This window comes from Nonomuraea sp. NPDC000554 (genome assembly GCF_040300065.1).
Classification (GTDB): domain Bacteria; phylum Actinomycetota; class Actinomycetes; order Streptosporangiales; family Streptosporangiaceae; genus Nonomuraea.
The window spans coordinates 407,144-428,117 of sequence record NZ_JBEPDC010000002.1 but is presented as its reverse complement, the minus strand read 5'-3'; the positions used below and the strand labels follow the sequence as shown (position 1 = coordinate 428,117).

Genomic DNA, 20,974 nt, shown 5'->3' with positions numbered 1-20,974 from the left:
ACGGATGCCAGGACGCGGAGGTTCAGGAACGCGGGGCCTGATTGACGGTGAAGACGGGGCTGAAGTCGACCGCGTCGGGGATCTCCAGCAGCTTGCGCACCAGTTTGCCGTCGAAGGCCACCACCTGGACCTGGTCACGGTCCTCGTTGTCCTGCTCCCAGCAGAACAGGTGGGTCTCGTCGTACCAGCCGAGGACCTTGTCGCAGTCGGAGGCGAACTTGCGGACCCGCTTGCCCGTCCCGGAGTCCCAGACGCAGTGGTCGCCGTCGCCGCCGCCCGGGCAGTTCGACACGAAGAGCTTGCCCGAGGGGGAGAAGAGGTCGCGGGTGCCGGACGCCAGCTCGCCGATGTCCGGGGCGTCGTGGGTGGCCTTGCCGGAGGCGTCGAAGAAGCGCAGCGTGCTCTTGCCCGACAGGTTGACGACGCCCTTCTCGTCGCCGTCCCAGCCGAAGGCCGTCTTGCGGATGGAGGTGTCGGCCACCTTGACGACGCTGGCCTTCTCCGCGGCGACGTCCACGATCACGAAGCCGAGGTAGGTCCATTTGCCGCGGTTCTCCTGCTCGATGTTGAGCAGGATCTTCGAGTTGTCCCGCGACCAGGAGCGGATGCTGCTGATCAGCGGCTTCTTCACGGTCTTGATCGTGGACCTGGTGCCCGTCCGCCGGTCGGTGATGATCACCGAGTCGTAGTCGTCGGAGGTGTAGTTCTTGCCCCGGCCCGCGAGGTAGTGGCCGTCGGACGAGACCATGGACTCCCAGTTGCCGGCGTACTTGGCGAACGTGCCGCGCAGCGAGCCCCTGGCGTAGTCGACCCAGTCGTCGGCCTTCTTGTTGAAGATCTCGTACGAGGTCAGCGTGATGGGGTCGGCCGGGTTCTCGTACAGCATGATCGAGCCGCCGGTCAGCTTCACGGGCTTGCCCGCCTGCGGCACGCCCGTGGGCCTCGGCGTGACCGGCTTCCTGCTCCTGCCGTTCGTAGGGGTGGTGGACGGCGCGGCGGCCGTGTCCTTGTTCGTGTTGATGACCACGACCAGCCCGGCGAGCAGCAGCAGGGCCACCCCGATGGCGCTGCCGATGAGGACCAGCGCCTTGCTCCGCCGTCCCGGAGCCTGCGGATAGCCCGTCTGGTAGACGCTGGGATGCGTCGTCGGTGCCGAATGCGGGGGCGGGCCCGCCTGGGCGGGCATCGCCGGGTGGGACGGCGGCCCGGCCTGGGCGGGCATGACCGGATGCGACGGCGGCCCCGCGTAGCCGTGCGGCGCCTGGTGCGCGACCGGCGCCGGATACGAGGGCGGGCCCTGGTGGCCGGGCGGCGGTGCCTGGGGGTGGGACTGCCAGGCGGGGGCCGCCGCGGCGGCCCCCTGGGCGAGCATGCCCGAGTTCGGCACCGGGTGCTGGAGCAGCCGCATCATCACCTGCTCGGCCGTCGGCCGCTGCGCGGGGTCCTTGGCCAGGCACGCGGCCACCACGTCACGCAGTGGCCCGTCGAGCACGCCCAGGTCGGGCTGCTGGCTCAGCACCCGGTTGATCACGGCGGGCATCGTGTCGCTGCCGAACGGCGCCCGCCCCGACGCGGCGAACACCATCGTGCTGCCCCACGAGAACAGGTCGGCCGCGGGCCCGACGGTGTGCCCCATGATCTGCTCGGGAGGCATGTACGACGGCGTGCCGACCGGCATGCTGCTGATCGTCGAGGTGGCGTTGAGCGCGCGGGCGATGCCGAAGTCGATCACACGCGGGCCGTCGGCGCCCACGATCACGTTGGCGGGCTTGAAGTCGCGGTGCACGATCCCGGCCTGGTGGATCGCCGCCAGCGCGGTGACCGTGCCGATGGCCAGCCGGTGCAGCGCGGACCCCGTGCGCGGCCCCTCCTCCTGCACCACCCGCTGGAGCGACGGCCCCTCGATGAACTCGCTGACGATGTACGGCCGGTCGTGCTCGACCCCGGTGCCGAGGACGGCGGCGGTGCAGAACGGGGCCACCTGCTGGGCCACCTGCACCTCGCGCAGGAACCGCCCGACGCTCACCTCGTCGCCCGCCTGGTCGGAGCGCAGCCACTTGACGGCCACGCGCGTGCCCGACGGGTCTCTGGCCAGGTAGACGACGCCCTGACCGCCCTCGCCGAGCCTGCCTAGGAGCTCCAGGCCCCCCAGCCTCTCGGGGTCTCCGGGTCTGAGCGACGCGATGGATGGCATGAAAGGGATTCTGGCCCCAGGCAAGGGATCCGCAAAAACTACCCGCCGGTAGGTTCACGGAATATCCTTCTGTAATGCACGTGACGTCCAGCGGCGGTACCCGCGAGATCATCGCCCCCTTCACCGGCGAACCCCTCACCGAGCTGCCCGTATCCAGCCCCGACGACGTACGCACCGCCTACGGCAAGGCCAGGGCGGCCGGGACCGGCTGGGCCGCGCTGCCGGCCGTCGAGCGGGCACGCCCGTTCCTGCTGCTCCACGACGCGATCCTGGACCGCCGCGACGAGATCCTCGACATCCTCCAGGACGAGACGGGCAAGGCCCGCAAGCACGCCTTCGAGGAGGTGCTGGACGTCGCGGGCTGCGCCCTCTACTACGCGCGCCGCGCCCCCGGCCTGCTCGTCCCGCGCAGGCGCGCCGCCATCTTCCCCCTCGCCACCCAGGTGCGCGAGCTGCGCCAGCCCAAGGGCGTGGTCGCGCTGATCTCGCCGTGGAACTACCCGCTGTCGCTCGGCGTCACCGACGCCGTGCCCGCGCTGCTGGCGGGCAACGCGCTCGTCCACAAGCCCGACACGCAGACCGCCCAGTCCACGTTGTGGACCATCGACCTGCTGGCCGAGCTGGGCATGCCGCGCGAGATCTGGCAGGTCGTGCTGGGCGAGCCCGCCGAGATCGGCGACGCGCTGCTCGACGGCGCCGACTACGTCGCCTTCACCGGCTCCACCCGCGGCGGCAGGAAGATCGCCGAGGAGGCGGCCAAGCGGCTCATCGGCTGCTCGCTGGAGCTCGGCGGCAAGAACCCGATGCTGGTCCTCGACGACGCCGACGTCGACCGGGCCGTGCAGGGCGCCATCCGGGCCTGCTTCACCAACGCGGGGCAGCTCTGCCTGTCGGTCGAGCGGCTGTACGCGCACGAGTCCGTGTTCGACGTGTTCGCCGAGCGGTTCGCCAGGCAGGCCGGCAACCTCAAACTCGGCGCGGGCCACGACTGGTCGGTGCAGATGGGCTCGCTCACCTCCCAGCGCCAGCTCGACGCGGTCACCGCGCACGTCGAGGACGCGGTGGCCAAGGGGGCGAAGCTGCTCACCGGTGGCAAGCCCAGGCCGGACCTCGGCCCGTACTTCTACGAGCCGACCGTCCTCACCGGGGTCACCGAGGACATGCGGCTGTGCCGCGAGGAGACCTTCGGCCCGGTGGTCGCCGTGTCGGCGTTCTCGTCCGACGGCGAGGCGGTCGAGCTGGCCAACGACACCGCCTACGGGCTGAACGCGTCCGTCTGGACGTCCGATCCGTCCCGCGGTCGCGCGCTCGCCGCCAGGCTCAGGGCCGGGACCGTCAACGTCAACGAGGGGTACGCCTCCGCGTACGCGTCCTACGACGCGCCGATGGGCGGGATGAAGGCGTCGGGGCTCGGCCGCAGGCACGGCGCGGAGGGCCTGCTGCGCTACACCGAGGCGCAGACCGTGGCCTCGCAGGCGTCCTGGCTGGGCTTCGAGCCGCCGTTCGACCTGTCGGCCGAGACCTGGGCGGACGTGCTGGCGACCACGCTCAAGACGATGCGGAGGCTGCGCCTGAAGTGATCGCGGCGTATACACTGTAAACGATGAGTGACCAGGGAACGGCCGCGCGCATCGCGGCCGTGGCACAGCGGATCGTGGTCGAGGAGGGCGCCGACGCCGTGAGCATGCGGCGGGTCGGCGAGGCCGCCGGCATCACCGCGATGGCCATCTACCGGCACTACCCCAACCGCGAGGCGCTGCTCCGGGCCGTCGCCGACACCTGCGCCCGCGAACTGGCCGGCAGGTGGCAGCAGCGGCCGGTGACCGGCGGGCTGGTAGAGCGGATCGACGCGATGCTGGACGACTTCCTCGACTTCGCGCTCGGCAGCCCGCACCTCTACACCTTCCTGATGCTGGACCCGTGGGCACGGGCGAAGCGCTTCCCTGACGACTTCCACGCCGACGAGGGGCCATTCGGCGCCCTGGTGAAGCTGGTCGAGGAGGGCATGCACGTGGGCCTGCTGCGGGAGGACGACCCGCTGGAGGTCACGCTCACGGTCACCTCGGCCGCCCAGGGGCTGGTCCAGCACTATCTGGGCGGCCGGGTCGCGATGAAGGAGTCGGACTTCCGCGAGCTCTGCCACCGCACGGTGCGGAGGATCGTCGACGGCCTGGCAGGGGGAATAGCCCCTATTTCAGGAATGTCGTAGCAGAGCATGGAGATTCGCTACGTGGGCGGGCCAACCGCCGTGCTCGACCTGGGTGGGCTGCGCCTGCTGACGGACCCGACGTTCGACCCGCCGGGCGACTACCCGATCGGTGACCGGGCCCTCAGCAAGACCGGAGGGCCGGCGTTCGGGCCGGAAGAGGTCGGAGCCGTGGACGCCGTCCTGCTCTCGCACGACCAGCACCCCGACAACCTCGACAGAGCCGGGCGCGCCTTCCTGGCGTCGGCGCCGGTGGTGCTGTCCACGGGCGCGGCGGCCGAGCGGCTCGGCGACCCCGTCCGGGCCCTGCCCAACTGGACGCACGTCGACCTGCCCCGCCCCGACGGAGGCACACTGCGGATCACCGGCGTCCCCGCCCAGCACGGCCCCGACGGGTCGGAGCACCTGGTGGGCGAGGTGACCGGGTTCGTGCTCAGCGGCGAGGGCCTGCCGACCGTGTACGTCAGCGGCGACAACGCCTCCCTGGACGTGGTCAGGGCCATCGCCGAGCGGACCGGCGGGGCCGACGTGGCGATCCTGTTCGCCGGAGGCGCCAAGACGCCGCTGGCCGGTGATGCGTACCTCACCCTGACCAGCGAGGACGTGGCCACGGCGGCGGACGTCCTCGGTGCCCGGCACGTCGTCCCGCTGCACTTCGAGCACTGGGCCCACTTCACCCACGGCAGGGACACGCTCCCCAAGGCGCTCGCCGCCCTGGGCGAGCGGGCGCACGTGCCGGACCCCGGCCGGCGGCTGACTCTCCGCTGACGGCGGGAGCCTCAGCGGGCTGTGGGACAGTGGTGAGGTGAGCTGGGATGTGCGAGCACTGGACCTGCTGCAGGCAGGGCCGCCGACACCGCTGATCGAGGTCCCCGTCCAGGCGCCCGGTGTGCGGCTGCTGGTGAAGGACGAGTCGGCACACCCCACGGGAAGCATGCGGCACCGGCACGCCAGGGCGCTGTTCAGGCAGGCGGTGCTCGACGGGCTCGTCACCGAGGGCACCACCGTGGTCGAGGCCACGGGCGGCAACGCCGCGGTCGCCCAGGCGTGGTTCGCCAGGCGGCTCGGCCTGCCGTACGTGGTGATCATGCCGGGTGCGTACGCCGAGGAGCGGGCGCGGCCGGTGGAGGAACTGGGCGGCGAGTGCCGGTTCGTGACCCCGCCGCTGGCGATCTACGACGCCGCCAGGAAGGTCGAGGGGCACTTCCTCGACCAGTTCGGGCGGGCGGCCGAGCACGACCTGGCCGCCGAGCTGTTCGCCCAGGTACGTCCCGACTGGGTGGTGGTGGGCGCGAGCACCGGCGCGACCTCGGCCACGCTGGGCCGCTGGGTCCACGACCGCCGCGACGGCGACTCCCTGGAACCGGGCCTGGGCGGCGCCGACCCGCTGGAGTGCCGGGTGGCCGTGGCGGATCCGGAGAACTCGGCGTACTTCCCCGGCTGGACCCTCGACGCGCCCGACTACGCGACCGGCATGCCGTCGAGGATCGAGGGCATCGGGCGGCCGCGTATCGAGCCGGGCTTCCGTCCGGACCTCGTCGACCTGGTGATCCCGGTGCCCGACGCGGCGAGTGTCGCGGCGGCGAGGCACCTCAGGCGGCTCACCGGGCTGGCCGTGGGCGCCTCGTCGGGCACCGCGCTCTGGGCGGCGCTGGAACTGGTCGAGCGCATGCGTACCAAGGGGACGACCGGCACGGTGGTCTCCGTCCTCGGCGACGCCGCCGACCGGCACCTGGCCACCTGCCACGACGACGCCTGGGCCGCCGCCAAGGGCCTCGACCTCGGGCCGTCCGACGAGGAGCTGCGTCGCCGCGTCGGCCAGTGGTGATCAGCGGAGGCGGTGGCTGACCCAGACGTTGGGCTCGACGTAGACGGCGTAGTCGTGCTCGACACTGCAGTGCACCGGGTTGAGCGCCGTCGGCACCTCCACCGGGCCCGAGCGGTCGAACGGCAGCTCAGTCCACTCGCGCCACTCGGCGAGCGTGCCCGCCACCACCATCGAGCGCGGCGCCACCTTGACGATCCGCCCGCCCGCCCGGACGTGCACGCGCAGCCAGGCGTCCGACGGCAGCCCGTCCGCGCGGGTCCTGGACGCGTACGCGTCCATCGGGGTGTGTGGTTCGAGGTGTTTCTGGTTGGGCCGGACCGGGGCCACCAGCTCGGCGAAGCCCAGCCGGGTCGCGGTGTCGCGCATGGCGGCCACCATGCGCGGTGACACGCCGGTGCCGAGGAGGTCCCGCCTGACGGTGATCTCCAACGCGGAGACCCTGTCACGCTTCTCGCCGCGCTCCCTGGCCAGCCAGCCGCGGCGGATCACGCCGTCCCAGCCGTCGTCGGGCAGCTCGTCGTCCTCGCAGGCGTAGGGGATCATGCAGCCCCTCGCCGCCAGCCTGCCCGGTTCGGTGTCGTCGTCGGCCACCAGGACGTACTCGGCGTAGGTGGTGTTGGCGATCGGGTAGAAGAGGTCGGCGATCGGGTCGTTGAACATGAACACCCCCCACGCGTGCTCCATCTCCCATAAGTCGGCGGCGAACTCGGGGCGTTCGGCAAGCGTGGTGATCCGCAGAGACATGCGGAGCATTGTCACATCTCGGCGGGCAGCTGGATGGGCTGATGCTCCGTTTTGAAGATCAGCGTGGTCTGCAGGTGCACGATCTCCCGCCTGATCAGGAACTTCTCCAGCGCGAGCCGGTGCAGGTGGTCGGCGTCCGCCACGGCCACGTGGACGAGGAAGTCCTCGGTGCCGGCGACGTGGAACAGGGTGATCGTCTCGGGCAGGCTGAGCACGAGGGCTCGCAGCGGGTCCACGATCTGGCGGGTGTGCGGCTTGACCCGCAGGGCGAACAGCGCCTGGAGGGGGCGTCCGAGCCGGGCGGTGTCGACCGTGGCGCGGAACCCGGTGATCATGCCGCGGCGCCGCAGTGACCGCACCCGTTCGAGCGCCGTGGAGGGGGCCACGCCCAGCCGTTCGGCGAGGTCCTTGTTGGGCAGCCGCGCATCCTTCTGCAGCTCGGCCAGGATCGCCAGGTCAATCGAATCAAGTTCGGCGTTGCTCTCCATTATCGCCCTCCAGTTCGGTGACACTAGCCCCATACCGCAGGATTAACCAATATTTCGGCTATGTGGAACATTGATGAGTTCACCGAGGCGGCCGCGATCACCGTCGAGGAACTGGCCGCCTATGTGAACGAGAGCCAGCACGGCCACGCCCCCGTGCTGCGGCGGCAGCCGCCCGGAGAACTGGCCGACCGCCTCGGCCTGAGCGACCTGATCGCCAAGGGCGGCATCACCCCCGAGACCTACCGAGCCTTCCTCAGGACGTTCCTCGCCGAAGGCACCCGCCTCCACCACCCCGGCTTCCTCGCGCACCAGACGGCCTCGCCGGACTTCCCCGCCGCCCTGGCGGATTTCGTGCACGGCGCCACCAACAACCCCATGGCCATCTACGAGATGGGCGCGGCGTCGGCCACGGTCGAGTTCGAGGTGCTCAGGTGGATGCTGGAAAAGGTCGGCTTCCCGGCCGGTGGCGGCGTCCTCACCCACGGCGGCTCGCTGGCCAACCTGACGGCGTTGCTGGCGGCCCGCGCCCGCGCCGTGCCGGACGCCTGGGAGGGTGGAGTCCCCGGTGACCTGGTGATCCTCGCCCCGCCCTCGGCCCACTACTCGATCGCGCGGGCGGCCTCGATCCTGGGCCTCGGGCAGCGCGCCATCGTCCCGCTCGAAACGGACGAGCTGGGCCGCATAGACATCACCCGCCTACCCGAAATTTCCGGGAAAAGGGTGATGGCGCTGGTGGCGTCGGCCTGCGCCACGGGCACCGGGCTGTACGACGACCTCCGTCCCATCGGCGAGTGGTGCCGCGAGCGCGGCGTCTGGTTCCACGTGGACGGCGCCCACGGGGCCTCCGCCCTCCTGACGGACCGGCACCGGCACCGGCTCGACGGCGTGGAACTGGCCGACTCCGTCATCTGGGACGCGCACAAGATGCTCAGGACGTCCGGGCTGGCCGCGGCCGTCCTCGTCCGCAGGGAACAGGACCTCGACGCCGCCTTCAAGCAGGAGGCCAGCTACCTCTTCTACGGCGACCAGGGCTTCGACCTCATCCGCCGCACGGTGGAGTGCACCAAGGCGGCGCTGGGCCTGAAGATCTTCCTCAACCTCGCCTGGCGCGGCGAGGAGGGCCTGGGCGGGTACGTCGCCCGCCAGTACGCCACGGCCCACCGCTTCTGGGAGCTCGCCCGCCGCCGTCCCGGCTTCGACCTGCCGTACGAGCCGGAGAGCAACATCGTCTGCTTCCGATACGGCCAGGGTGACCAGGCGGAGCTGCGCGAACGCCTGATGCGGAACGGCTCCTTCTACCTGACCTCCACGGAGCTCAACGGCGTCCGCCACCTGCGCGTCACGGTCATGGCCCCGGCGACGGACGACGCCACCCTGGAAGCCCTGCTGGACGAGATCGCCTCCCTCCGGCCAGGGGCTCCTCAAGATCAGACAGCTGCGCTAGCGTCGCAGGCATGACGGAACTCGACGCCAGGTTGCGTGCCATCACCGACCTGATCGTGGCCGACGTCCGGGAGGCGGGCGGCAGGCACGAATACGACGGCAAGATCCAGGACCTGTCGCCCGAGGGCGTCCGGGCCGGGCTGGCCCGCCTCGGCGAGGGCGACGCGCCGCAGGACGCCCACGACGCCGAGCACCTGCGGGTGTTCGAGGAGGCGCTGCGCACCCAGCTCGGCGAGCTGGAGCTGCACAGGAAGAACCCGCTGATCCACCTGTCCAACCTCGACCTGGCCTGCTACGACCGCGACTACGCCCCGGAGGAGGAGCGCGCCGCCGCCAAGGCCGCGCACCTCGCGCTCTGGCCGGACGCCGTCGAGCAGTCGATCGCCTCGCTCGACCAGGTCAGCGCCCCCGTCGCGAAGTCGCTGGCTGGAGCGGTCAAGGGGCTGGCGGCGGGCGTCACCGACGAGGCCGCGCTGAAGGCGCACGCCCGGCTGCTCGCGCACGTCGAGCGTGCCGCCGTCGAGGGCGACCCCGACGCGGCGCTGGGCGGTGACGCGCTGGCCCGGCTGATGGGCACGGCGGAGGGCCTGCCGGTGGACCTGGGCAGGCTGGCGGAGCGGGCCGACGCCGAGCGCGACAGGCTCATGGCGCTGCTGGCCGACAGCTGCGCCAAGCTCGGCCAGGGCGGCCGGGCCCCGCTCGACGTGGTGCGCGAGCTGGTCAAGCAGCACCCCGACGCCGACGGCGTGATCGAGGCGGCCAGGATCGGCACCGAGAAGGCCATCGCCTTCACCCGGGAGAAGGACCTCGTCCCCTACCACGACGGCGAGTGCCTGGTCGGCCTCGCGCCGGAGTCGCGCCGCTGGGCGATGGCGATGATGGCGTGGAACTCGCCCGGCGAGCCCGAGGGTCCGTCGTGGTACCACATCACGCCGCCCGACCCGTCCTGGCCCGCGCAGGACGCCGAGGAGTGGCTGGAGGTCTTCAGCGACACCACGCTGCCCGCGATCAACGTGCACGAGGTCGCGCCGGGGCACTTCTCGCACGCCCGCGCCCTGCGCCGCGCCGGGTCGGACGTCCGGCGGCTGCTGCAGTCGGTGGCGTTCATCGAAGGCTGGGCGCACTACGCCGAGGAGCTCTGCGTCGAGGAGGGCTTCGAGGCGCAGGACCCGCGCTTCGAGATCGGCGTGTGGGTGGAGGCGCTGATCCGCGTCACCCGGCTGGCCTGCGCGATCGGCGTCCACACCGGGCAGCTGACGGTGGAGGAAGGCGCGAGGCGGTTCGAGTCCGACACGCACCTGGCCGGCCCGGCCGCGCTGTCGGAGGCCAGGCGGGCCTCGTTCGACCCGACCTACGGCCGCTACACCTGGGGCAAGCTGCTCATCCTGGACCTGCGCGAGCAGGCCCGCAAGGAGTGGGGCGGCGGCTTCACCCTCCAGCGCTTCCACAAGGCGCTGTTCGATCTCGGCTCGCCGCCTCTGGGACTGATCGGCCGCATCCTGTAGCGTCGAAGCGAGCGCTTGGGAGGTTTGGGTGCGGGAGCTCTCCGGCAGGGTCGCCGTCGTGACAGGCGCGGCGAGCGGCATCGGCCGGGCGCTCGCCCTGCGCTTCGCCGCCGAGCGCATGTCGCTGATGCTCGCCGACGTCGACCCGGGAGGCCTCGCGGAGACGGCCGCGCTCGCGGGCGACGCCCCGGTCCTCACCCAGGTCACCGACGTCTCCGACGAGGCCGCCGTCCGGCACCTCGCCGACCGTGCGTTCGGCGAGCTGGGCGGCGTGCACGTGCTCTGCAACAACGCCGGCGTCTACCAGGGCGGCCGGCTGTGGACCAGGACCTTTGAGGACTTCACCTGGCTGCTCGGCGTGAACCTGTGGGGCGTGCTCAACGGCGTCCGCGCGTTCGTCCCGCGCATGCTGGAACAGGGCGGCGAGGGGCACATCGTCAACACGGTGTCGGTCGCCGGGCTGCTGGCCACCCGCCGGTCCGGCGGCTACGCGCTCACCAAGTACGCCGCGCTGGCCGCCTCGCAGGCCCTCGCCCAGGACCTGATCGCCGCCGGGTCCGCGATCCGCGTCACCGCGCTCTGCCCGGGCGCGGTCCGCACCGAGATCCACCGCTCGGAACGGGTGCGACCGGCCGGCCTGGCCGCCGCCCGGCCCGGCGGCGACCCGGAGTCGCAGCACGCCATCGACGGCCTGGTCGAGCAGGGCATGGACCCGTCACAGGTCGCGGAGCTCGTCGTCCAGGCCATCCGCGAGGAGCGCTTCCTCCTGCTCACCCACCCCGGCTACGACGGGCGCCTGCGGGCCCAGCTCGAGACCCTGCTGGCGGGGGGAGTGCCCGGCCACGGCTGATCAACGGTCCAGGGCCGGGTGGAATTGTTACGGCCGATACACTGAGAACACCGCATTCGCCTTTGGGGGGTTCTCTCGGTGTCTGAATTCGACACAGTGCTCGTCGTCGACTTCGGCGCGCAGTACGCACAGCTGATCGCCAGGCGTGTCCGCGAATGCCATGTCTTCTCCGAGATCGTCCCCTCGACGATGCCGGTCGAGGAGATGCTGGCCAAGAAGCCCAAGGCGATCATCCTGTCCGGCGGCCCCTCCTCGGTCTACGCCGAGGGCGCACCGGCCGTCCCCGACGGCCTGTTCGAGACCGGCGTGCCCACGTTCGGCATCTGCTACGGCTTCCAGGCCATGGCCAGGGCGCTGGGCGGCGACGTCGCCCGCACGGGCGTCGCCGAGTACGGCGGCACCCAGCTCGACGTGCTCAGCGAGGGCGTGATCTTCGCCGGGCTGCCCGCGACCCAGAAGGTGTGGATGTCGCACGGCGACAGCGTCGCCGCCGCCCCCGAGGGGTTCGCCGTCACCGCCTCCACCCGCGAGACCCCGGTGGCCGCCTTCGAGCACCCCGCCCGCGGCCTGTACGGCGTGCAGTTCCACCCCGAGGTGCTGCACTCCGAGCACGGCCAGCAGGTGCTCAAGCACTTCCTCGACGCCGCGGGCTGCCGCCCCACCTGGACCATGCTCAACATCGTCGAAGACTCCGTGGAGGCGGTGCGGCGGCAGGTCGGCGACGGCCGGGCCATCTGCGCGCTGTCGGGCGGCGTCGACTCCGCGGTGGCCGCGGCGCTCGTCCAGCGTGCCATCGGTGAGCGGCTGACGTGTGTCTTCGTCGACCACGGGCTGCTGCGCAAGGGCGAGGCCGAGCAGGTCGAGCGCGACTTCGTCGCCGCCACGGGCGTCAAGCTCCGGGTGGTCGACGCCGCCGACCGGTTCCTGAAGGCGCTCGAAGGCGTCACCGACCCGGAGGAGAAGCGCAAGATCATCGGTCGCGAGTTCATCCGCGTCTTCGAGGACGAGCAGCGCGCCATCCTGGCCGACGGGCCCGTCGAGTTCCTCGTCCAGGGCACCCTCTACCCCGACGTGGTCGAGTCGGGCGGCGGCACCGGCACCGCCAACATCAAGTCGCACCACAACGTCGGCGGCCTGCCGGAAGACCTCCAGTTCACCCTGGTCGAGCCGCTGCGCACGCTGTTCAAGGACGAGGTGCGGCGCGCGGGCGAGGAGCTCGGCCTGCCGACCGCCATGGTCTGGCGCCAGCCGTTCCCCGGCCCCGGCCTCGGCATCCGCATCGTCGGCGAGGTCACCCGCGACCGGCTCGACCTGCTGCGCGAGGCCGACGCGATCGCCCGCGAGGAGCTGTCGCGCGCCGGCCTCGACAGGGACATCTGGCAGTGCCCGGTGGTGCTGCTCGCCGACGTGCGCTCCGTCGGCGTCCAGGGCGACGGCCGCACCTACGGCCACCCGGTGGTGCTGCGGCCGGTGACCTCCGAAGACGCGATGACGGCCGACTGGGCGCGGGTGCCGTACGACGTGCTGTCGCGCATCTCCACCCGCATCACGAACGAGGTCCGCGAGGTCAACCGCGTGGTGCTGGACGTGACCAGCAAGCCGCCCGGCACCATCGAGTGGGAGTGACCCTCAGGCGGCGGCTTCTTCCTTAGGGCACGGCTTGTAACAGTGGTCACGATGTGTGACCATCAAAGCCCTACGGAAGAAGGCGCCTTGATGTCCCAGGGGAACACCGCCGCAGCCGGGATCGAGCAGGGTGCCTGCCCGGTCCCGCCGAGGGAGATCCTCGACCGGATCGCCGGCAAGTGGGCGATCCAGATCATCATCGCGAGCGCGACAGGGCCGATCAGGTTCACCGAGCTGGAGCGGCTCGTCGAGGGCATCAGCCGCCGCATGCTCACGCTGACCCTGCGCACCCTCGAACGCGACGGGATCCTGGAGCGCACGGTCTATCCCACGGTGCCGCCGAAGGTCGAGTACCAGGCGACGCCGATGGCGTTGGAGCTGTATGAGGCCATGCTGACCCTGACCGACTGGTCACGCAGGCACAGCGCGAGCGTCGCCAGGGCACGCGAGCGCTACGACGCCCGCCAGACCGTCGCCGTCTAGGACACCGCCGCCTAGGACGCCGTCTTCCGCGACGCGAGCACGATGTCGCCCACCCGTCTCGGCAGCCGGATGAGGCTCGCGACGAGCAGCGGCAGCAGGACGATGCCGACGAAGATCGGCGAGGCCATGTAGCGGAAGTCCTGCGCCGAGATGTTCGCCAGGATCGCGAGCTGCTGCCCCACGACCACCGCCGCCACCCCGACCACGTACCGGTTGCGCAGCGTCCACGCGGCCAGCGCGACCGTCAGGTACGACAGGTACGACCAGAGCGCCCCGCGCCACAGCAGCCAGTCGAGATTCGGCGCCATGGTCGTGGTCAGCCACGGGTCGGCGTACCGGTACAGCTCCTGCGACAGCGGCCGCAGCGAGTACACCCACCGCCCCTGGAAGTCGGGGACCTTGGTGGGCCCGACGTAGGTGTCGGCGTTGGGCTTGCGGGAGAAGTGGTAGGTCATCCCCGAGGGCGTGGAGTCGTCCGCGAACAGCTTCCACGCGATCGCGCCCCTGCACAGGCGCGCGTCGATCACCAGCCGCGGCTGCTCCAGGAGCAGCCGCTTCCACAGGTCGAGCAGCTGGCCGGCGTGCGCGTCGGCCTGCGGCCAGCTGAAGTCACGCCGCCAGATCAGCGGGTTGATCGTGGTGCACACGCCGCCCTCGGTCCACCTGGTCAGCGGCGCGACGGACGCCATGAGCGTCTTGTCCTGCTCGCTGAACAGTTCGGGATGGTCGCGGTAGGCGACGGCGATGTCGCCGAAGGCCGTGTGGTAGACGTACGTCTTCGACGGGGCCAGGATGCCGAACTGCGGGAACACCAGGTTGGTGAGCAGCAGCGGGAGGGCGGCCGCGACCGTCCCGACCAGCGCCAGCCGGATCCGCGCGGCGTTGACGACCACGAGCAGCACGACGACGGCGACCCCCACGACGAGGAAGCCGTTCGCCCTGAACAGGCCGAGCAGGGTCATCAGCGTTCCGAGGGCGGCCAGCCTGCGGCCGGTGACCGTGCGGTCGCCCGCGATCCGGGCGCACACCCCCGCGATCGCGATCGCGCAGATCGTGAACGGGACGTCCTTCCAGAGCGTGACGGAGAACGCGCCCGCGGTCGGCAGTAAGGGGAGCAGGAGGGCCACGGCCGTCGTGGTCCTGCGCGGCGCGCCGACCCTCTTCAGCGACTGCGCCAGGTATGTGATCGCCGCGGCCATGCCGGTGGTCTGGAAGAACGTGACCCAGCCGATGTCACCGTCGACCCTGAAGCTGAGCCAGAGCAGCGCGTCGTAGAGCACCGAGTGGTCGCTCACCCACGGCCCGACCATGGTGTGACTCAGGTACAGGACGGAGTCGCGACTGAAGAGTCCTGGGTACAGGGCCGCCCACCAGCACACGAGGACGGTCTGGATGGCCGTGAAGGTGGCGAGCGGCCCCCAGATCGCGGGCTTCGCGGACTCTGTCTGCATGGCTCCAATCCCCAAACATGCCGAAAGCCCCTGCCTGCCTCCGACACGGGCAAGCTACCGCACTTTACGGATAGCTGACTCCTGGTGTCAGAGCCTTACCGCGCAGCAGCGCCGGGACCGTGACGAGGCGGTAGCCCTGTTTCTTCAGCTCTTTGATGATCTCCGGCATCGCCTGGACCGTCTGCGGGACCGTGTCGTGCATGAGGATCACGCCGTCGCGCTTGGCCAGCCTGAGCACCGCCGCCTTGATCTGCTTGACGTCGCGCAGCTTCCAGTCGAGCGTGGTGCCCGACCACAGCACCTGTGCCAGGTCCTGCTGTCCCGCCAGCCCCAGCACGCGCTCGTCGGTGTGCCCGTACGGAGGCCGGAACATCTTCGGCCGCTGCCCGGTGGCCTGCTCGATGAGCGCCTGGGTGCTCTTGATCTCGTCGATGACGTCGTTGTCCAGCTTGGACGGCAGCGACGGGTGCGAGTAGGTGTGGTTGCCGATCGCGTGGCCCTGCGCGGCCTCGCTCTTCGCGACCGCCGGACGCCGCTCCACCTGCTTGCCCACCAGGAAGAAGGTGGCCTTGGCCTGCTCCTTCCGCAACACCTTCAACAGGGTCGCCGTGTGGTCGCTCGGCCCGTCGTCGAAGGTGAGCGCCAGGCACTTCACCTTGGCGCAGTCGGCCTTCGCCTGGACGTCCGCGGCCGGAAGCGACGTCATCATCAGCGTCGCTGCTAATAAGCTGTGAATCACCACAGCCGCCACTTTAAGGGCAAATTGCCACGCGCGAGCAGCCCGTCAGATGCGCTTCCTGAAGACCCGCAGGTCATTGCCGTAGATCACGCGGTGCGCGGTTTTGGACAGTTCCAAAGTGAGCGAGTTCTCGGCCGCCCACCGCTCGACCGTCGCGACCGGCACGGGGTGGATCCACTCGCGGGCGATGATCAGGTCGTGGACCCGGCAGGCGGCGTTGCGCCACCTCGGGCGGGCGCTCATGTCCTTGTAGATGAACATGCCGCCCGGACGCACCGACGCGCACGCCTTGTCGAACACCTCGCGCTGCCAGGAGACGGGCACATGGTGGATGACGTCCTGCATGTGGACCACGTCGTAGGAGCGGTCGGGCCACGGCAGGCGGGCGTCGCGGTGCTCGAAGCGCAGCGTCGAGCCGGTGTCGCCGAGCCGCGCCGCCATCTCCCGCGCCAGCCCGATCGCGACCGGGCACGGGTCGAACCCGTGCCCCTCGATGCGGCGGCCGCGGGCCGCCATGAGCCCGAGCGAGAGCCCCGAGCCGCAGCCGATGTCGAGCACCGTCGAGCCCGGCGGGACGAACCCGACGGTCTCCTCGAACGGGCAGACCAGCACGCGCAGCCGCTGCTTGAGCCGGAGCGCCCGTGGCGCGTCCGCGTAGAGCCGCCAGGCGTCCTGGAGCAGCAGGCGCCGGTCGAACACCTCGTGGTCGAAAGTGAGCGTCACGTCAGTCTCCTAGCTCGGCTTGCGGGCGCGCAGGTACAGCGTCACGCCCTTGAGCGACGTGACCGGCAGGTGTCTTTCGAGCATGACGACCGCCGAGAGGGCCGCGTTGACCAGGGCCGGAGTCTCGGCGAGGTCGCTCCCGGTGGAGCGCCGGCGGTGCCTGGCCACCAGCGGGCGCAGCAGCACGTTCCAGCTCCACAGCCGCTCGACCTGTAGGCCGCCCTTCTCGACCACGGCCGTCAGTGAGTCGCGGCAGTAGCGCCGCACGTGTCCGACCGCCTCGTCGTGCGCCGACCAGAGCGCCATGTCGCACGGCACCGCGATCAGCGCGCGTCCGCCGGGCCGCAGCGCCTTGGCGATCTGCTCGGTGACCAGGTAGTCCTCGTCGATGTGCTCCAGGACGTCGAAGGCGGTGACGAGGTCGAAGCTGCCCGGGGCCACCGGCAGGTCGCGGGCGTCGGCCAGGAGGCACTTGAGCCCGCGCTCCCTGGCCACCTGCACCGCGACCTCGGAGAAGTCGGTCGCGGTGGCGTCCCAGCCGTCCTCGACCAGGACGCGGGTGTTGCCGCCGCCCGCCGCGCCGATGTCCAGCGCCCGTCCGGGACGCAGCCTGCGCAACTCCCGGCGGAGGATCGCCCGGCGCTCCCGGTACCACCAGTGGGTGTCCTCGAGGGCGACGAGACGGCGGATCTCTGTAGCTTCCATGATGGTCATCTCCGTGAGCGGGCGAAGACCCAGCGGTCCAGCGCGACGAAGCGGAGCAGGGTGAGCCCGCAGTACGTCGCCACGACGGCGGTCACTTCGAGCAGGCGGCTGATCCCTGGCGCGGCCGCGTGCAGGCTGAGCACGGCCGTCGTGGTGACGGCGTAGTTGGCCAGGAAGAGCAGCGCGGCCTTCAGGCGCATGGCCGTGTGGGGGCCGCCGAGGCGGTTGAACGTCCAGCGGCGGTTCGCCTCGGTGTTGGCGATCGCGGTGAGGACGAGGGCGCCGAGATTGGCGAGCGCGGGCGCCCAGTGTTCGCGGAGCGGGAGGTAAAGCAGCGCATAGAGAAATCCGGAAAATGCGCCAATTATCGAGAATGATGTGAATTTAGCCAACGTGACGGCCCTGGGTCTGGCGACCACCGCGTTCGGATGCGTGGGCGTCGGCTCGGCCCGCCTCGGCACGTCCACCCTCGCCCGGCCCGTGGACATCGACCAGGCGACCCTGGCGAGGCCCTTCAGGTCGTCGACCGCCGTCCTGACCAGGCGGACGCGGGAGTCCAGGTCCTCGATCCAGTCGACCGGCACCTCGTGCACCCGCAGGCCGTTGTGCTCGGCGAGCAGGAGCAGCTCGGTGTCGAAGAACCAGCTGTCGTCCTCGACGTGCTCCAGCAGCGGCCTGATCACGTCCGCTCTGGCCGCCTTGAAGCCGCACTGGGCGTCGCTGAACCTGACGCCGAAACCGTAGCGGAGCAGGGCGTTGTAGCCGCGCGAGACCACCTCGCGCTTCAGCGACCGCCGGGTGCGGGCGCTGTGGGCGAGCCGGGTGCCGATGGCGACCTCGGAATGGTCGCTGGCCAGCGAGGCGACCAGCGGGAACAGCGCGCCGAGCCCGGTGGAGAGGTCCACGTCCATGTAGGCGACGATGTCGGCCGGGCTGTCGCGCCAGGCCGCCTTCAGCGCCGCGCCCCGCCCCCTGACGTCGATCTTGCGGGCGTGCACCTGGTCGAACTCGCTCGCCAGGCGCAGGGCGGTCGGCCAGGTGTCGTCGGTGCTGCCGTTGTCGACGATCGTGATACGCCACGGCAGCGGGAACGAGCCGCCCAGGAACGCACTGAGTGTCCTGACGCAGCCCGGCAGCGCACGTTCCTCGTTGAGCACCGGAATGACGATGTCGACGGACGCGAGCCTGACCGGTCCGTCGAGGACGACGGTGCCGGGGCGATGCTCCATGGCGGCAGTCGTGTCCATACGGTCCCCTGATCCCTTGTGGCCGTCGGTCTCCAGAAATGTTGCTGGTGCCGTCGCGCCGACGCTCGCGGTTTCACCGCAACATTCTCAGAGGAGGGGAGAGTTTTACCGTCCGGTGAGCTCGTAGACCGAGCAGGCGCCGCTGTGGAAACGCAGTTCCGCGAACTTCCCGAGCGTCGGAGCCGGTGGATTTACGGAATTGTCCACCAAAAGCCATTTCACGCGATATTTGCGGACGAGCTCCTCGACGTTCTTCGCGGACGGCTCCCGGAACACCGCGTCGTTCGCCGCCAGCCGGGCGGGATCGGCGAACGGGATGGCGACGTACGTCATCGTCGCCAGGTGAGCTCTCGACAGCGTGCTCGCCGCGTACGCCCAGCCCTCGACCAGCACGCGACGCTCGCTGTACCCCGACACCCAGAAGTGGCGGCTGTCGCAGTGCTTCTTGAGCAGCGGACGGCAGTGCGCGTTGGTGGCCACCACATCGTCAGGCGCGGAGTGGTCGCGCAGCCACCTGCCCGCCTCGACGGCCCCGGCGGGGACCGTCACGTCGAACACTCCAGGCGGGCCGAAAGGACTGGCCACCTTGGCCACCGTCGACGGCACCAGGTAGCCCGTCACCAGCGCGAGCAGCACCAGCCCCACGGGCCTGCGGCACAGCACGAGCAGCAGCCACACGACGGCCGCGACGAGGGCCAGCGCCAAGTAGGGCTCGGCGACGTCCGGGAAGCGGTGGTGGCGCACCGGGATGTCCGGCCCGAACGCCTTGGCGGCGTAGGCCAGCCCGGCTCCCGCCACCAGGGCGCAGACCGCGAGCGGCCACGAGTCTCGGCGCGCGGCGACCATGGCCGACGCGCCCACCACGGCCGCGATCGACAGGTAGGGCCGGGCCCCCTCCAGGAAGTAGAGCTGCCCGATGGCCGGATGGGCGAGCAGCAGCAACGCGCCGATCCCCGCCGCCCCGATACCGACCAGCAGCAACACAGCCGGATCCGCCACCACCGCCCACCGGCTCCCAGCCTGCGGCGCTCCCGGGCCGACCAGCCTGTCCCACTCAGGCTGCGGTTCTTTCGGGCTGGTTGCTTTCGCCCCGAGGCTCTCAGGCGGTTCCGTGGCTGGGCCGACCGTCCTGGCTCGCCGGATGATCAGCCCCGACAGTCCGGCCCACACGCAGGCCAGGCAGAACAGGTAGATGGCCGCCATCCCGAGGACCGTCCTCAGCGGAGCCGCCGCCATCTCCGGCTCCGAGAGATCCGCCGCCACCCGCCACATGCGGCGCATGGTGTCGAGAGGGGCGATCGTCATCCCCTGCGCGTCACGCCCGAACACGACGAACTGCGCGATCAGCAGGCACGCCACCGTGATCTCCGCAGCGGTCACCGCCGGGCGGTGCAGGCGCCTGTCGACCAGCCAGCGGACGGCCAGCACGAGCACCAGCCCGCCGAGCAGGAGGGGGAGGAACGTCGCCTTCGCCCCCGTCAGAGCAAGCAGCAGGATCGACACCGCCGCCCACTGCCTCTTGCCGTCCTGCCGGAGAGAGTCGACGAGCAGCAGGACCACCAGTGCGAACAGCAGCGTGCCGAAGTTCTGGGTCGGACTCAGCCAGGCGGTGAACAGCGACCTGGCCGTGAACAGTTCCACGCCGCCCTGATGCAGCTCGGGGGAGCTCACGAAGCAGGTGAAGCCGATCGCCGCCGGCCCCGTCCACCAGCGGCCGGTCAGCCGCACCGCGATCACTGACACCAGTACGGCCGTCGCCGCCAGCATGGGCAGCGCCGACAGCCGGTAGAGCAGGGTCTGCGGCTCGATCCCGGTGACCCAGCTCGTCGCGGACATCTCGGCGTACACGAACCAGTGGTAGGCCAGCCGCTCACCCAACACCACCGGAAGCGTGGGCGGGACGTGGTGCTTGACCTCGCCGAGCAGCGCGAGATGGTAGGGCATGTCCACGTAGGGTGCCGCGTTCCCCGGCCAGGTCAGCCCGTGGACGCGGTAGAAGACCAGCGCACTCCACGCCACCAGATACCCGACGACCGCCGACATCCCCCACGCCCACCACCCCGGCACCCGCCCACCCCGGCCTCGCCAGTGCGCGCGCAGCCGGGGAACGGCCAGGAACGCGGTGATGGTGGCGGCAGGCCAGGCGAGCACCAGCAGCGGCATGCCCGCAGCCCGGGCCGGGATGTACACCAGCACCTCGACCGCGTACCCCAGGGCCAGTCCGGCTGCCAGGTCGGCGGGGAGCGACCCACCTCCTCTGCTCAACGCCCGCCACAGCAGCGTCCCCGGCAACAGGACCCCGATCCCGATATATCCCCCGAAAGCCGCCAACTCGCCAGGCGCACCACCGAACCCGTACAGAACGGCAACCGCAGCCACGGCCACCAGCACAGCCGGCACCCACCCCGGGCTCGGCCTCCAACCCGATCGCCCAGCCGTCCGCACTGTCGCGGGCAGTGTGATGGTCACGTGTCCCCCCAGGTTCCATCTGCTCGGCGATCGCGCCGCCAAGGTCGGTGTCAGGCGAGGCCCGCCAGCCGGCAGGCCGCGTGCTCGGCGATCCCGCCCATGCGCCGGACGCGGTTCGCGAGCCGGACGATCCCGTAGCCGTCGGCCCGTCGTCCTGCGCCAGTCGGTAGGTCGGATGATCAGCCGACCCACGTGCCGAGAGCTGCGGCGCGGGCCCGGACGCCCCTGCTGTCGGCGTGTCGCGGTGGATCGGCTGGACGGTCGTGTGGTTGG

18 protein-coding genes are annotated in these 20,974 nt (G+C 71.1%); 9 read left to right on the top strand and 9 right to left on the bottom strand.

The genetic code is table 11. The annotated features are described in order from the left end of the window. Window positions 1-22: 22 nt before the first annotated feature. Window positions 23-2,194 (bottom strand): serine/threonine protein kinase, encoded by a 2,172-nt coding sequence (locus ABT294_RS05905; RefSeq protein ID WP_350803856.1) that lies wholly within the window; start codon window positions 2,192-2,194, stop codon window positions 23-25. Between the two features lie 74 nt (window positions 2,195-2,268). Here ABT294_RS05905 and ABT294_RS05900 point away from each other — a divergent pair, with 74 nt between their 5' ends. The 4 genes from ABT294_RS05900 to ABT294_RS05885 are packed head-to-tail and all read left to right on the top strand — an operon-like array spanning window position 2,269 to window position 6,228. Beyond that, on the top strand, window positions 2,269-3,774 hold the full coding sequence (locus ABT294_RS05900) for a succinic semialdehyde dehydrogenase (protein WP_350803855.1): 1,506 nt from the start codon (window positions 2,269-2,271) through the stop codon (window positions 3,772-3,774). Window positions 3,775-3,797: 23 nt separating this feature from the next. Then, window positions 3,798-4,403 (top strand): TetR/AcrR family transcriptional regulator, encoded by a 606-nt coding sequence (locus ABT294_RS05895; protein WP_350803853.1) that lies wholly within the window; start codon window positions 3,798-3,800, stop codon window positions 4,401-4,403. Window positions 4,404-4,409: 6 nt separating this feature from the next. Beyond that, window positions 4,410-5,168 carry an MBL fold metallo-hydrolase gene (locus ABT294_RS05890; RefSeq protein WP_350803852.1) on the top strand — a complete coding sequence of 253 codons (759 nt, stop codon included), beginning with the start codon at window positions 4,410-4,412 and terminating at the stop codon, window positions 5,166-5,168. Window positions 5,169-5,205: 37 nt separating this feature from the next. Beyond that, window positions 5,206-6,228 (top strand): PLP-dependent cysteine synthase family protein, encoded by a 1,023-nt coding sequence (locus ABT294_RS05885; protein ID WP_350803851.1) that lies wholly within the window; start codon window positions 5,206-5,208, stop codon window positions 6,226-6,228. Here the strand turns inward: ABT294_RS05885 and ABT294_RS05880 are convergent, their stop codons facing one another. After that, window positions 6,229-6,972 (bottom strand): N-acetyltransferase, encoded by a 744-nt coding sequence (locus ABT294_RS05880; RefSeq protein ID WP_350803849.1) that lies wholly within the window; start codon window positions 6,970-6,972, stop codon window positions 6,229-6,231. An 11-nt stretch (window positions 6,973-6,983) separates the two neighbouring features. Next, window positions 6,984-7,460, bottom strand: a complete 477-nt coding sequence (locus tag ABT294_RS05875) for an Lrp/AsnC family transcriptional regulator (RefSeq protein WP_350803847.1) — start codon at window positions 7,458-7,460, stop codon at window positions 6,984-6,986. A 60-nt stretch (window positions 7,461-7,520) separates the two neighbouring features. Between ABT294_RS05875 and ABT294_RS05870 the strand changes: the two genes are divergently transcribed. The 5 genes from ABT294_RS05870 to ABT294_RS05850 all read left to right on the top strand — a co-directional run bounded on the left by ABT294_RS05870 (window position 7,521) and on the right by ABT294_RS05850 (window position 13,367). Then, the gene (locus tag ABT294_RS05870; protein WP_350803845.1) at window positions 7,521-8,918 is read left to right on the top strand and encodes a pyridoxal phosphate-dependent decarboxylase family protein; all 1,398 of its coding nucleotides are present in this window, start codon (window positions 7,521-7,523) and stop codon (window positions 8,916-8,918) included. Further along, window positions 8,915-10,408 (top strand): DUF885 family protein, encoded by a 1,494-nt coding sequence (locus ABT294_RS05865; RefSeq protein ID WP_350803843.1) that lies wholly within the window; start codon window positions 8,915-8,917, stop codon window positions 10,406-10,408. The genes ABT294_RS05870 and ABT294_RS05865 overlap by 4 nt, the downstream gene beginning before the upstream one ends. 28 nt (window positions 10,409-10,436) lie before the next feature. Beyond that, window positions 10,437-11,258: an SDR family NAD(P)-dependent oxidoreductase gene (locus ABT294_RS05860; protein ID WP_350803841.1), complete on the top strand. Its 822-nt coding sequence runs from the start codon at window positions 10,437-10,439 to the stop codon at window positions 11,256-11,258. Window positions 11,259-11,336: 78 nt separating this feature from the next. After that, entirely contained in the window at window positions 11,337-12,884 is a 1,548-nt protein-coding gene (gene guaA, locus ABT294_RS05855; protein WP_350803840.1) for a glutamine-hydrolyzing GMP synthase, read from the top strand. 90 nt (window positions 12,885-12,974) lie between these two features. Continuing rightward, the gene (locus ABT294_RS05850) at window positions 12,975-13,367 is read left to right on the top strand and encodes a winged helix-turn-helix transcriptional regulator (RefSeq protein ID WP_350803838.1); all 393 of its coding nucleotides are present in this window, start codon (window positions 12,975-12,977) and stop codon (window positions 13,365-13,367) included. Between the two features lie 11 nt (window positions 13,368-13,378). On the opposite strand, the gene ABT294_RS05845 is transcribed toward ABT294_RS05850, so the two are convergent. The 6 genes from ABT294_RS05845 to ABT294_RS05820 all read right to left on the bottom strand — a co-directional run bounded on the left by ABT294_RS05845 (window position 13,379) and on the right by ABT294_RS05820 (window position 20,611). Continuing rightward, window positions 13,379-14,818, bottom strand: coding sequence for a hypothetical protein (locus ABT294_RS05845; RefSeq protein WP_350803837.1), 1,440 nt, complete (start codon window positions 14,816-14,818; stop codon window positions 13,379-13,381). A 64-nt stretch (window positions 14,819-14,882) separates the two neighbouring features. After that, window positions 14,883-15,560, bottom strand: a complete 678-nt coding sequence (locus ABT294_RS05840; protein WP_350803836.1) for a polysaccharide deacetylase family protein — start codon at window positions 15,558-15,560, stop codon at window positions 14,883-14,885. Window positions 15,561-15,602: 42 nt separating this feature from the next. Beyond that, complete coding sequence (locus ABT294_RS05835) at window positions 15,603-16,280, bottom strand: class I SAM-dependent methyltransferase (protein ID WP_350803834.1); 678 nt, start codon at window positions 16,278-16,280, stop codon at window positions 15,603-15,605. Window positions 16,281-16,289: 9 nt separating this feature from the next. Next, window positions 16,290-16,985 carry a class I SAM-dependent methyltransferase gene (locus ABT294_RS05830; protein ID WP_350803833.1) on the bottom strand — a complete coding sequence of 232 codons (696 nt, stop codon included), beginning with the start codon at window positions 16,983-16,985 and terminating at the stop codon, window positions 16,290-16,292. Between the two features lie 5 nt (window positions 16,986-16,990). After that, on the bottom strand, window positions 16,991-18,232 hold the full coding sequence (locus ABT294_RS05825) for a glycosyltransferase (RefSeq protein ID WP_350803832.1): 1,242 nt from the start codon (window positions 18,230-18,232) through the stop codon (window positions 16,991-16,993). Between the two features lie 105 nt (window positions 18,233-18,337). Then, the gene (locus tag ABT294_RS05820) at window positions 18,338-20,611 is read right to left on the bottom strand and encodes a hypothetical protein (RefSeq protein WP_350803831.1); all 2,274 of its coding nucleotides are present in this window, start codon (window positions 20,609-20,611) and stop codon (window positions 18,338-18,340) included. Between the last annotated feature and the right edge of the window lie 363 nt (window positions 20,612-20,974).

Excerpts from the sequence above, each read along its gene's own strand:
- ABT294_RS05880 (WP_350803849.1), bottom strand. The coding sequence starts at position 6,972 with ATGTCTCTGCGGATCACCACGCTTGCCGAACGCCCCGAGTTCGCCGCC.
- ABT294_RS05905 (WP_350803856.1), bottom strand. The coding sequence starts at position 2,194 with ATGCCATCCATCGCGTCGCTCAGACCCGGAGACCCCGAGAGGCTGGGG.
- ABT294_RS05845 (WP_350803837.1), bottom strand. The coding sequence starts at position 14,818 with ATGCAGACAGAGTCCGCGAAGCCCGCGATCTGGGGGCCGCTCGCCACC.
- ABT294_RS05895 (WP_350803853.1), top strand. The coding sequence starts at position 3,798 with ATGAGTGACCAGGGAACGGCCGCGCGCATCGCGGCCGTGGCACAGCGG.
- ABT294_RS05865 (WP_350803843.1), top strand. The coding sequence starts at position 8,915 with ATGACGGAACTCGACGCCAGGTTGCGTGCCATCACCGACCTGATCGTG.
- ABT294_RS05900 (WP_350803855.1), top strand. The coding sequence starts at position 2,269 with ATGCACGTGACGTCCAGCGGCGGTACCCGCGAGATCATCGCCCCCTTC.
- ABT294_RS05830 (WP_350803833.1), bottom strand. The coding sequence starts at position 16,985 with ATGGAAGCTACAGAGATCCGCCGTCTCGTCGCCCTCGAGGACACCCAC.
- ABT294_RS05850 (WP_350803838.1), top strand. The coding sequence starts at position 12,975 with ATGTCCCAGGGGAACACCGCCGCAGCCGGGATCGAGCAGGGTGCCTGC.
- ABT294_RS05870 (WP_350803845.1), top strand. The coding sequence starts at position 7,521 with ATGTGGAACATTGATGAGTTCACCGAGGCGGCCGCGATCACCGTCGAG.
- ABT294_RS05890 (WP_350803852.1), top strand. The coding sequence starts at position 4,410 with ATGGAGATTCGCTACGTGGGCGGGCCAACCGCCGTGCTCGACCTGGGT.
- ABT294_RS05825 (WP_350803832.1), bottom strand. The coding sequence starts at position 18,232 with ATGGACACGACTGCCGCCATGGAGCATCGCCCCGGCACCGTCGTCCTC.
- ABT294_RS05875 (WP_350803847.1), bottom strand. The coding sequence starts at position 7,460 with ATGGAGAGCAACGCCGAACTTGATTCGATTGACCTGGCGATCCTGGCC.